Genomic DNA, 11814 nt, shown 5'->3' on the forward strand with positions numbered 1-11814 from the left:
CGGAGCGGGGCCGGGGCACCTGCCCCGGCCCCGCCGGTTCACTTCTCGTCTTCTCCGCTGTCGCCGTTCTCGCGCTCGGCTCGCTCGGTGCGTTCGATCGCGGCGATCGGGTCGTCGTCGATGGCCGCGGCGCCGAGCCGGTCGGCGAAGTCCATCGGCTCGTCCAGGTCCTCGGCCGTGGGCACCAGGTCCGGGTGGGCCCACACGCCGTCCCGGACCTCGAGGCCGTGCCGGTCACCCACCAGCCGCCACAGCGCGGCGGCCGCCCGCAGCCGCCGGGGCCGCAGCTCGAGGCCGACGAGCGTGGCGAAGGTCTGCTCGGCCGGGCCACCGCTGGCACGGCGACGGCGCAGGGTCTCGCGCATCGCGTCGGCACCGGGCAGCCGGTCGGTCACCGCGTCGCCGACGACCACGTCGACCCAGCCCTCGACCAGGGCCAACAGCGTCTCCAACCGGGCCAGCGCGATCTGCTGCTCGGGGGTCGTCTGCGGTTCGAGCATGCCCGAGCGCATGGCGTCCTCGATCGACTGCGGGTTGGCCGGGTCGACCTGGGTGGCCAGCTGCTCCAGGGCGGAGGTGTCCACCCGGATGCCGCTGGCGAACTCCTCGACGGTGGCCAGCAGCCGCTGCCGCAGCCACGGGACGTGCGCGAACAGCCGCTGGTGGGCGGCCTCGCGGGCGGCGAGGAACACCATCACCTCGCTGCTGGGCCGCTCCAGGCCCTTGGTGAACTCCTCGATGTTGCCGGGGATCAGCGCGGCGGTCTCCGGCGGGCCGAGCGGCAGGCCGATGTCGGTCGAGGTCAGCACCTCGGAGGCGAGCTGGGCCAGCGCGTTGCCCAGCTGCGAGCCGAACGCCATGCCGCCCATCTGCCCGACCATCGACAGCAGCGGCCCGGCGGCCTGCTTCGCCTCGGCCGGCAGCGCCTCGACCCAGGCCCCGGACACCCGCCTGGCGACCGGGTCGCACAGTCGCTGCCAGGTGGGCAGCGTGTGCTCCACCCAGTCGCGGGAGGTCCACGAGCGGGCGCTGGTGGCGCCGGCCGGCAGGATGGTCACCGGGTCGAGCCACATCTCGGCCAGGTGCACCGCGTCGCGTACCGCGCTCACCGAGTCGGCCGGCGGTCCGAACCCGGGCTGGCCGGCGAGCTTCTGGAGGGCGATCTGCTTGGCGAGGTCGTAGTTGACCGGACCGCTGGAGGTACCGGCCTGGCTGAGCATCTGGCCGAGCTGGCTGAGCATCTGGCCGAGCTGGTTGAACGCCTCGGCCGGGTTCTCCTGCCCGCCCTGGCCGGACGAGTCCTTCTTGTCACGGTCCTCAGGGTTCGGCGGCCCGAAGCCGAAGGGAAACTCGGTCATATGTCCACGGTACGCGGCGTCGGCGCGCCGGTGACGCGCGGTGATCCGCCCGTGGAGAACACGCCGTACCCTTGCTGCTCGTGAGTGACGCACCGACGCCGTCGTTTCCGGCCGAACCCGAGCAGAACTCCGGTACCCGCCTGACCAGACGCGGGTGGACGATCGTGGCCAGCTTCGGGCTCGCGGCGGTGCTCGGCCTGATCGGCGGGCTGGTGCGGGTGCCGTACGTGTCGATCGGCCCCGGCCCCACCTACGACACCCTCGGTGAGGTCAACGACCAGGTCGTGGTCCAGGTCGAGGGGGAGCGCACCTACGAGACCAGCGGTCAGCTGCGGATGACCACGGTGTCGGTCAGCGACGACGTCACGCTGTTCGGCGCGCTGGGCATGTGGGTCAGCGGCCGGTACGCGCTGATGCCGCGTGACGAGTACTTCGGGCCCGGCCAGACCGAGGCGGACCTGGAGCGCGAGAACACCAAGATGTTCCAGAACTCGCAGAGCGACGCCGAGGTGGCGGCCCTGCGGTACCTGGACTACCCGGTGATGGTCGTCGCGCAGGAGATCACCACCGGTGCACCGGCGGACTCGGTGCTGGAGCCGGGTGACCGGTTGCTGGAGGTCAACGGCAAGCGGATCGCCGTGCAGGAGGACGTGCGCGAGGCGCTGGGCGGCACCAAGCCGGGCGACCGGGTGGAGATCACCTTCCAGCGCGGCGACGAGCCGCAGCGGACCGAGACGGTGACCCTCGGCAGGGCGTCGGACCACGGCTCCGACGACCGTGACGAGGGCTTCCTCGGCCTGGCGCCGGTGGACCGCGCCGACGTCGCGTTCGAGACGACGATCCACCTGGAGGACGTCGGCGGGCCGTCGGCCGGGCTGATCTTCGCGATGGCCATCGTCGACAAGCTGACCCCCGGCGAGCTGGAGAAGGGCCACACGGTGGCCGGCACCGGCGAGATCGACGTCAAGGGCAACGTCGGGCTGATCGGCGGGATCTCGTTCAAGCTGGTCGCCGCGCGCGAGGCCGGCGCGGAGACGTTCCTGGTGCCCGAGGGCAACTGCGCGGAGGCGAAGGCGAACGCGCCGGACGGGCTGCGGCTGGTGAAGGTCGACACCCTGGCCTCGGCCGTGGGCGCCCTGGAGGACCTGGACGCCGGCCGCACCCCGCCCAGCTGCTAGCTAGCGCAGGGTCGACAGCAGCGCGTCGGTGAGGTTGGGCGCGAGCTCGGGGTGCTCGATGAGGTCGCCGTCGCCGTCGGTCCCGTCCTCGGGGCGCAGTCGCAGCAGGCAGGCGGTGGTGCCGTCGCGCAGGACGGCGGCGACCAGCCTGGCCTCGCGGCGGCGGGGGTGTTCGGCGGCGATGCGGCGCATGGCGTCGGACTCGGCGCTGGAGTAGCCGGTGGGCAGTGCGGCCTCGGCCTCGGGCGGCAGCACGACGATCTCCTGGGCGAGGGCGCAGCCGTGCACGGCCTCGGGCCACATGATCCCGGCGAGTGACTCGGCGAGGTCCTCGTCGGGCAGTGAGTCCTGGGCGATCGGGGTGAGCGCCGAGCCCTGGTCGACCTGACCGGCCAGTTCGGGTTCCCGTTCGACCAGCTCCGAGGTCGGGACCACGGCGAACAGCTGGGGCGGTTGGTCCCAGCCGGCGGTGGCGACGAACTCCTCGACCTCGCGGGCGAGGGCGGACAGCTGCTGGGCGGGGCTGGGGGACGGGCTGGACGGCATGGTCACCATCCTCACCTATCCTCGCGTCAGGAAATCGACATACCCGGGCGGGAACCAGGCAGGGTGTGAATAGAGTTGGACATCTAGGACAGCTCCTTGCCCTCGGTTCGGAGCCCGAAGACGCGATCCAGGAGAGTGCAGCGTGGCCACACGGCCCCCGATCGGGATGCCCAAGCTGTCCCGGCGCGCCAAGATACTGCTCAGCATCGCGGCCGGGGTCATCCTGCTGCTGCTGGTAGGCGCCCGGTTGCTCGACACCTATGTCGACTGGTTGTGGTTCGGCGAGGTGGGGTTCCGGTCTGTGTTCAGCACGGTCCTGCTGACCAGGATCGTGTTGTTCTTCGCGATCGGCCTGCTGGTCGGTGGCCTGCTGGCGGTGAGCCTGACCATCGCCTACCGCAGCCGTCCGGTGTTCGTGCCGGTCTCCGGGGCCGACGACCCGCTGGCCAGGTACCGCTCGACGATCGTGCAGCGGGTGCGGCTGTTCGGTATCGGTATCCCGGTGGTGGTCGGCCTGATCGCCGGCGCGACCGGGCAGGGCGACTGGCAGCCGGTGCAGCTGATGCTCAACGGCACCCCGTTCGGCCAGGTCGATCCGGAGTTCGGCAAGGACATCGGGTTCTACGCGTTCACGTTGCCGTTCGTCACCTGGTTGATCACCTGGCTTTATGTCGCGGTGATCATCTCGCTGCTCGGCGCGATCGTGACGCACTACATCTTCGGTGGTATCCGTCTGGGCACCAAGGGCGACAACTTCTCCGTTCCGGCGCGCGTCCAGCTCTCGGTGACCGCCGGCGTGTTCGTCGTGGTGCTCGCGGTCGACTACTTCTTCGACCGTTACGAACTGCTCTTCTCCACGCGTAACGACCTGTTCGCCGGCGCGACGTACACCGATCTGAACGCGGTGCTGCCGGCGAAGCTGATCCTGATGTTCATCGCCGGGTTCTGTGCGGTGGCGTTCTTCGTCGGGGCGTTCGTGCGCAACCTCCAGCTGCCGGCGATCGCGATCGTGTTGCTGATCCTGTCCAGCATTCTGGTGGGCTGGGCGTGGCCGGCGGTGCTCGAACAGTTCTCGGTGAAGCCGAACGCGGCGGAGAAGGAAGCCGAATCGATCGAACGGAACCTGAAGGCCACCAAGACGGCGTTCGGGTTGACCGACGACAAGGTCGAGTACACCGACTACGCGGGCAAGACCAGCGCGGAGCCGGCCGACATCCGTAACGACAAGGGCACGATCCCGAACATCCGGCTGCTCGACCCGAGCATCCTGTCCCGCACGTTCACCCAGCGCGAGGGCAACGAGAACTTCTACGGTTTCCCCGAGAAGCTCGACGTCGACCGCTACGAGGTCAACGGCAAGGTCCAGGACTACGTGGTCGCCGCCCGCGAGCTCGACCCGAACCGGCTGATCAACAACCAGACCTCGTGGATCAACAAGCACCTGGTCTACACGCACGGCAACGGGTTCGTCGCCGCGCCGGCGAACAAGATCAACCGCGCGCTCGGCGAGGACGAGTCCAGCGGTGAGGGTGGCTACCCGATCTTCACGGTAAGCGACCTGGACGCCATCAACGCCGACCGGAACATGGACATCCCGGTCGAGGAACCCCGGATCTACTACGGGGAGCTGGCGACCGACTACGCGATCACCAACGCGCGGGGCGAGTTCGACACCTCGGCCGACCAGAACTACTCCTACGACGGCGAGGGCGGCGTCCCGGTCGGCGGCTGGTTCAACAGGTTCGTGTTCTTCGCCCACTACGGCGAGCGGAACATCCTGTTCAACGGGGACATCAACGAGAACTCGAAGATCATGTACAACCGTGATCCTCGGGAGCGCGTGCGCAAGGCCGCCCCGTGGCTGACGGTGGACGGCGACCCGTACCCCGCGGTGGTGGACGGCCGGATCGTCTGGATCCTCGACGGCTACACCACGCTGGAGAACTACCCGTACGCGCAGCGGACCCCGCTGGGCGAGGCGACCCAGGACGCGTTGACCGGGGCCGGGGTGGCGCGGCAGGACAACCGCACCATCAGCTACATCCGCAACTCGGTCAAGGCGACGGTCGACGCGTTCGACGGCACGGTGACGTTGCACGCGATCGACGAGAAGGACCCGGTGCTCAAGGCCTGGGAGCAGGTGTTCCCCGGCACGGTCAAGCACGGTGAGGTCGCCGACAGCCTGCGTGAGCACTTCCGGTATCCGGAGGACCTGTTCAAGGTGCAGCGGGAGCTGCTGGCGCAGTACCACGTGGACGAGGCCGGACAGTTCTACTCGACCCAGACGTTCTGGGACACCCCACCCGATCCGACCGGTGAGGGCGCGGCGAACGCGAACTCGCCCAAGCAACCGCCGTACTACGTGCTCGCGCAGGCCCCTGGGCAGGACAAGCCGACCTTCCAGATCACCAGCGCGATGACGTTGCTCAACCGGCAGTTCCTGGCGGCCTGGGTGTCGGTGTCCTCCGATCCCGAGGACTACGGACAGTTCAAGGTCCTGCGACTACCCACGGAGGAACAGCCGCAGGGCCCGGTCCAGGTGCAGAACGCGTTCCGAACGACCGACGAGGTGACCGAGAACAGAACCCTGTTCCAGAACCCCAGCGTCACGGTCAGATACGGAAACCTGCTGACACTACCGGTGGCTGACGGGTTGCTCTACGTCGAACCGATCTACATCGAGCAGAAGGACGAGAACGCGTTCCCGCAACTCGCCAGGGTGCTCGTGTACTTCGGCGGTGACGTCGGGTTCGCCCCGACGCTCGACGAGGCGTTGGACGACGTGTTCGGCGAGGGAAGTGGGGACGCGACGACCCCACCGGACTCCGAGACGCCGCCCGGTACCGAGACACCGCCACCGACGACGACCGAGCCACCGGCCGACGGTGGCCAGAGCCCGGAGATGTCGGCGGCGGTGGCCAAGATCGCGGACGCGTTGGGCCGGCTGAAGGACGCGAAGGCCAGCAACGACTTCGCGGCCGAGGGCCAGGCGCTGGCGGACCTGGACGCGGCGGTACGGGCCTACGAGGCGGCGTCCGCCGAGGCCGGCGGGGCGTCGACCCCGCCGTCCACCCCGCCGGGCAACGGCGGCGGCTGAGGCGAGCAGCGGTAGGAGAACGGCCCCCGGCAGTTGCCGGGGGCCGTTCTCGTGAACCGGTCGAATTCGGGCGGGAATGGCCGGGGAAAAGAACGACCCCCCGTCGCTGGACGGGGGGTCGTTCTCGTTTCTGGGTGCTCGCGCTCCGCGGGCCACTGCGGGCAGGGAGCCAGTTTCTACTGTGGACACTCAGCCGGGCGGCCGGTGCCACGGTGGGACGCCGCGGGCACGGACGATCTTCGCCTTGCCGCTGGGGCGGGTCAGCTCTTCTTTGCCCTCGGGCGGCGCTTGGTGGTCGACTTGGCGGCCGCCGAGGTCTTCGCCTTCGGCTTGTCCTCGGCCTGGGCGGCCTTGTACGCCTCGACGACGTGCGAGGGGATCCGACCCCGGCCGGCGAGTTCGAAGCCGTTCTCCTGCGCCCATTCACGGATCTGACTGGCCTCGTTGGCGCTCGCGGCCTTGCTGCCGGCGGCGGGCCTGGTGCCCCGCTTGATCCGGCCACCGACGCGGCGGGCGGAGTCGACGTAGGCCGTCAGGCTCTCCCGCAGCCGCTCGGCGTTGTCGTCCGTCAGGTCGATCTCGTAGCTGACGCCGTCGAGACCGAACAGGACGGTGGTGACGTCCTGCGAACTCGTCCCATCAAGATCGTCGACGAGCTGAACCAGTACCTTCTGAGCCATTCGGCTGCTCCCTACGACCGCCGCACACGAACATTCGTGCACACCCGTTGGTTTGTGTCGGAACAGTAGCAAAGATGCCGTCTCAGGGTTGAAACGAACCTCTGAGGTGCGACGTTGTCGCGGCCACAGAAGGGGATGGTCTTCGCCATGCCGTTCCTAAGTGATAGGTCCTGGGCACCGCGTGGTCCGACATTGGATAACACGGCAGGGATGCCCAGGCTGACACTTTGTTCGAGCCCATTACACCCGTCTGGCGTAAGGGTCCGCCATATCCTGCCCGGCCCCGCCAGAACCGTCCACACCGGATCTGTTCAAGGCTGGATTCAAGTAGTGTGACACTGGTTACGCGAAGGCGCCGGATGGGCGGTATCCTGGATCCAGGGTATGGAAAACGCCCCCTCGAGGATCTCGAGGGGGCGTTCACCTGGTAGCGGGGACAGGATTCGAACCTGCGACCTCTGGGTTATGAGCCCAGCGAGCTACCGAGCTGCTCCACCCCGCGCTGTTGTAAGACAAACTATACATGCGCCCGGAGCGCCATGAACGGCACCCCCCCTTTGTGTCCTGAACGGCCCCTGACCAGCCCTGAGGCGGTGATCCGTCGCGGGACGCGTGGCGGCGGATCACCGAACGTGCCGATGGGTCGGGGCGGGCGATGGCGGGATGGGACGCGCGTCACCCCGGGGTGCGTCGCCGGCCCGGGGTGACGGTCCGGCGGCGCGGGCCGGGGTCCGCCTTTCCTCGGGTGTCCGATTCGGGGTCGATACACCATCGGGTGTCCGGTCAATACTGATTTCGTTCAGCCGCTGAACGTGATCCGTCCCAGTGGGACCAGGTGGACCAGTGTCCTTACCGCATCCGGCGCAGGGGCTTGCGCCGACCGGTTGTTCACCGCTGGTCGCCAGCGAGTTCGGGGGGACGGGTGGAGATCGGCGGGGGTCACGGTCTGGATGGCCTGTCCACACAGGACAACCGGAGATGCTCGGAGTTCGGCGGAATACCCGTACATACGCGACTGTCGGGACCGTCCGGGCGTCGGGAGAGGGTTTCTGCGCGTGCATCCGCACGGGCGTTTCGGTGGCGTCAACGCGGATCCGCCGGGAATCCGGCCCGCGCCGACCACTCTCACACATGTTTACCCGGATGGAGTAGTGCCCTGTTTTTCCCTGTTAACAGGGACTGTCGAAGGTGTCCGGGAGGCGTCGGCCGGGGACGAGATCACGGTTGGGGCAAGCGTGATCCCGGCCCGTTCTGTCCCTGTGGGCAACCCTCGGCGAGTACTTGCCGACGGGCATCGTCGCAGGTAAGGAGCTCGCCGGCCGGAATCCGGCTCCCATGTCCTTCGCGCGGCTAAGAATTCGGGGGCCGGTCGCCGGTTCTCGAATCCCGGCGTACTGTGCGACTAGACACCCGCTCAACAGCCCCGAAAAGTCGCGATCAGCCACAGTGGACAGATCCTCGGCCACTGTGGACACCGCCGCGTGTTCGTGGCACGGTGGAGGTGTGTCTGAACTGAATGCAACCGCCGCTGCCCTACTGGGTCTGCTGCACGAGGGCCCCGCCACGGGTGGACAACTGGTTTCGGCCGCTCGCGACCGATTCGGCTCGTTCTTCAGCGTCACCCGCAGCCAGGTCTACCGTGAACTCCCGGCGCTCGCCGATGCCGGTCTTGTCCGGCTCGGAAAGCAGGGTCCCCGTTCAAGCCAGCAGTACGTGGTGACGGCCGCCGGTAAGAAGGCTTTCAAGAACTGGCTCGCCAGTGACCCCGGTCCGGATCACCTCCGGAGCCCATTGATCCTGCGCCTGGTGCACGCGAACGCGTTGACCGCGCGGCAGCGCTCCGGACTGATCGAGTCGGCCAAGAAGGTCTACGCCGAGGAACAGGACGCGGCAAAGGCCGCGTCGAAGTCGGCGGAGGACCCCTACGCCAAAGCCGTCGCCGAGTTCGGTGTCGCCAGGGCGCGGGCCGTGCTCAAACTCCTGGACTCGATCCCCACGTCCTGAATGGTCGACGGCCGGGTTCACGTCTCGCCCGAGTAGCCTCTTGAAACGTGAACCCGGACGTCGCAGCTGACCTCACAGACCTCTCCGACACCCTCGCCAACGTCGAGGCGGTGACGGACCTGCCCTCGCTGCGCTCGCAGATAGCCGAGCTGGAGGAGCAGGCCGCCCGGCCGGACCTGTGGGATGACCCGGACTCGGCGCAGAAGGTCACCAGCCAGCTCTCGCACAAGCAGAGCGAACTGCGTCGGGTCGAGGATCTGCGTCAGCGCCTGGACGACCTCGGTGTGCTCTACGAGCTCGCCGAGGAGGAGGACGCGGCCGACGCCGCGGCCGACACGACGGCCGAGGCCGAGGTCGAGCGCACCAAGCTGCGGTCCGAGATCTCCTCGCTGGAGGTCCGCACCCTGCTCTCCGGTGACTACGACGAGCGTGACGCCCTGGTCACGATCCGTTCGGAGGCCGGCGGGGTGGACGCCGCGGACTGGGCCGAGATGCTCATGCGGATGTACCTGCGCTGGGCGGAGCGGCACGACTACCCGGTCGAGGTCTACGACATCTCCTACGCGGAGGAGGCCGGCATCAAGTCGGCCACGTTCAAGGTCACCGCGCCCTACGCCTACGGCACGCTCTCGGTCGAGCAGGGCACCCACCGGCTGGTCCGGATCTCCCCGTTCGACAACCAGGGCCGCCGCCAGACCTCCTTCGCCGGGGTCGAGGTGCTGCCCTTCGTGGAGGCGGTCGACCACGTCGACATCCCGGAGAAGGACATCCGGATCGACGTGTTCCGGTCCTCGGGTCCCGGTGGACAGAGCGTGAACACCACTGACTCCGCCGTGCGCATCACCCACCTGCCCTCGGGCATCGTCGTGTCCTGCCAGAACGAGAAGTCCCAGATCCAGAACAGGGCGGCCGCGATGCGCGTCCTGCAGGTCAAGCTGCTGGAGCGCAAGCGCCAGGAGGAGCGGGCCGAGATGGACGCGCTCAAGGGTGACGGTGGGTCGAGCTGGGGCAACCAGATGCGCTCCTACGTGCTGCACCCGTACCAGATGGTCAAGGACCTGCGGACCGAGTTCGAGGTGGGCAACCCGGGCAGCGTGCTCGATGGCGAGATCGACGGCTTCGTCGAGGCGGGCATCCGCTGGCGCCGTACGCAGGCGTAACGGACATTCGGGACATCCCTGGCGCCGGTGACCGTTGGGCGACGGAAAGTTGCCGTTGAACGCCAGGGCACGCCTTCACAACAGGTATATAACGGGCGGAGGTATAGTCGCGCCTCGTGATCCGGCTAGAGCACGTTTCCAAGGTGTACAAGACCTCCACGCGTCCGGCGTTGGAGGACGTCTCCGTCGTCGTCGACAAGGGCGAATTCGTCTTCCTCATCGGCGCTTCCGGGTCTGGTAAGTCCACCTTCCTGCGCCTGTTGCTGCGCGAGGAGGTGCCCAGCCGGGGCCGGGTCTACGTGGCGAATTTCGACGTGGCCAGGATGGCCCGGCGCAGGGTCCCCCGCCTGCGCCAGTCCATCGGCTGCGTCTTCCAGGACTTCCGCCTGCTGAACAACAAGACCGTCGCCGAGAACGTGGCCTTCGCCCTGGAGGTCATCGGCAAGCCCCGCAACACCATCCGCAAGGTGGTGCCCGAGGTGCTGGAGCTGGTCGGCCTGGAGGGCAAGTCGGCACGCATGCCGCACGAGCTCTCCGGCGGCGAGCAGCAGCGGGTCGCGATCGCCAGGGCGTTCGTGAACCGGCCGCTCATGCTGCTGGCCGACGAGCCGACCGGAAACCTGGACCCGGACACCAGCCAGGACATCATGCTGCTGCTGGAGCGGATCAACCGCACCGGCACGACCGTACTGATGGCCACCCATGACCACTCGATCGTCGACTCGATGCGTCGACGTGTCGTCGAACTCGACCTCGGCCAGGTCGTCCGCGACGACGCGCGCGGCGTGTACGGAGTCGGCCGCTAAGGCCCCCTTCCCCCAGGGCCTGAGAGTTCCCCCGACCGCTCAACCCCGAGGACTGTTCCCCCGATGCGTGCCAGTTTCGTGTTCAGTGAGGTCCTGACCGGCCTCCGGCGCAACGTGACGATGACCGTCGCGATGATCCTCACGACCATGATCTCGCTCACTCTGCTCGGCGGTGGCCTCCTGGTCGTGCGGATGATCGACAAGACCCAGGCCGTGTACCAGGAAGAGGTCGACGTCAACGTCAACCTCACCAAGGACATCAGCGCCAACGACAAGGAGTGCACCCAGGACACCTGCGCCGACCTGCGGGAACGCCTGGAGTCCGACCCGGCCATCGAGGCCGTCACGTTCGAGAACCGTGACCAGGCCCTCGTCCGGTTCAAGCAGATCTTCGAGGCCCAGCCCGAGATGCTCAAGCTCGTGCGGGCCGACGCCCTCCCCGCGTCGTTCCACCTGCGACTGGTCAACCCCGACCGGCCGGAGGTGATCTCGCAGACCTACTCCGGCGCGGTCGGCGTGGACTCGGTCGTCGACGAGAGCGAGTTCCTGGAACGGTTGTTCAGCGCGTTCAACGGCGTGCGCAACCTGACCTTCGCCATCGCGCTCATCCAGGCGGTCGCGGCGCTGCTGCTGATCTCCAACACCGTCCAGGTCTCGGCGTTCACCAGACGGACCGAGGTCAACATCATGCGTCTGGTCGGCGCCACCCGCTGGTACACCCAGCTACCGTTCCTCCTGGAGGCGGTGGTCGCCGGCCTTGTCGGTGCGGTGCTGGCCATCGGGTTGCTGGTCGCCGGCAAGGTGTGGTTCCTCGACACGGTGTTGGGCGGCGTGTTCGCCTCCGGTGTGCTGAGTCCGATCGACGGGTTGGACATCCTGCTGGTCTCGCCGTGGCTGCTGCTCACCTCGATCGGTATCTCCGCGGTCACCGGCTATGTGACGCTGCGCCTGTACGTGCGGCAATAACCAGGTGCGGTAACACGTA

The 11814-nt window shown here is 68.1% G+C and carries 8 protein-coding genes, 1 tRNA gene and 1 pseudogene; 6 read left to right on the top strand and 4 right to left on the bottom strand.

Annotation, left to right across the window (positions count from 1 at the left end; all coding sequences use genetic code 11):
* Window positions 1-38: 38 nt before the first annotated feature.
* On the bottom strand, window positions 39-1358 hold the full coding sequence (locus tag BLA60_RS20610) for a zinc-dependent metalloprotease (protein WP_075134590.1): 1320 nt from the start codon (window positions 1356-1358) through the stop codon (window positions 39-41).
* Window positions 1359-1438: 80 nt separating this feature from the next.
* Between BLA60_RS20610 and BLA60_RS20615 the strand changes: the two genes are divergently transcribed.
* Complete coding sequence (locus BLA60_RS20615) at window positions 1439-2536, top strand: YlbL family protein (protein WP_075134778.1); 1098 nt, start codon at window positions 1439-1441, stop codon at window positions 2534-2536.
* On the opposite strand, the gene BLA60_RS20620 is transcribed toward BLA60_RS20615, so the two are convergent.
* On the bottom strand, window positions 2537-3082 hold the full coding sequence (locus BLA60_RS20620; RefSeq protein WP_075134779.1) for a PPA1309 family protein: 546 nt from the start codon (window positions 3080-3082) through the stop codon (window positions 2537-2539).
* Window positions 3083-3224: 142 nt separating this feature from the next.
* Here BLA60_RS20620 and BLA60_RS20625 point away from each other — a divergent pair, with 142 nt between their 5' ends.
* Window positions 3225-6179 carry a UPF0182 family protein gene (locus BLA60_RS20625; protein ID WP_075134591.1) on the top strand — a complete coding sequence of 985 codons (2955 nt, stop codon included), beginning with the start codon at window positions 3225-3227 and terminating at the stop codon, window positions 6177-6179.
* 341 nt (window positions 6180-6520) lie between these two features.
* On the opposite strand, the pseudogene BLA60_RS20630 reads toward BLA60_RS20625, so the two are convergent.
* Together BLA60_RS20630 and BLA60_RS20635 are read right to left on the bottom strand one after the other, a co-directional pair.
* Window positions 6521-6859: pseudogene (locus BLA60_RS20630) on the bottom strand (histone-like nucleoid-structuring protein Lsr2); the annotation flags it as partial.
* Between the two features lie 425 nt (window positions 6860-7284).
* Window positions 7285-7361, bottom strand: a tRNA-Met gene (locus BLA60_RS20635).
* A 1001-nt stretch (window positions 7362-8362) separates the two neighbouring features.
* Between BLA60_RS20635 and BLA60_RS20640 the strand changes: the two genes are divergently transcribed.
* The 4 genes from BLA60_RS20640 (at window position 8363) to ftsX (ending at window position 11795) form a co-directional block, all read left to right on the top strand.
* On the top strand, window positions 8363-8863 hold the full coding sequence (locus BLA60_RS20640; protein WP_075134593.1) for a PadR family transcriptional regulator: 501 nt from the start codon (window positions 8363-8365) through the stop codon (window positions 8861-8863).
* 47 nt (window positions 8864-8910) lie between these two features.
* Window positions 8911-10023 carry a peptide chain release factor 2 gene (prfB, locus tag BLA60_RS20645; RefSeq protein WP_075134594.1) on the top strand — a complete coding sequence of 371 codons (1113 nt, stop codon included), beginning with the start codon at window positions 8911-8913 and terminating at the stop codon, window positions 10021-10023.
* 116 nt (window positions 10024-10139) lie between these two features.
* The gene (gene ftsE, locus BLA60_RS20650; RefSeq protein ID WP_075134595.1) at window positions 10140-10829 is read left to right on the top strand and encodes a cell division ATP-binding protein FtsE; all 690 of its coding nucleotides are present in this window, start codon (window positions 10140-10142) and stop codon (window positions 10827-10829) included.
* Window positions 10830-10892: 63 nt separating this feature from the next.
* Complete coding sequence (gene ftsX / locus BLA60_RS20655) at window positions 10893-11795, top strand: permease-like cell division protein FtsX (protein WP_075134596.1); 903 nt, start codon at window positions 10893-10895, stop codon at window positions 11793-11795.
* Window positions 11796-11814: the final 19 nt, after the last annotated feature.

Origin of the sequence: Actinophytocola xinjiangensis (assembly GCF_001921215.1) — a bacterium.
GTDB classification, from domain to species: Bacteria; Actinomycetota; Actinomycetes; order Mycobacteriales; family Pseudonocardiaceae; genus Actinophytocola; species Actinophytocola xinjiangensis.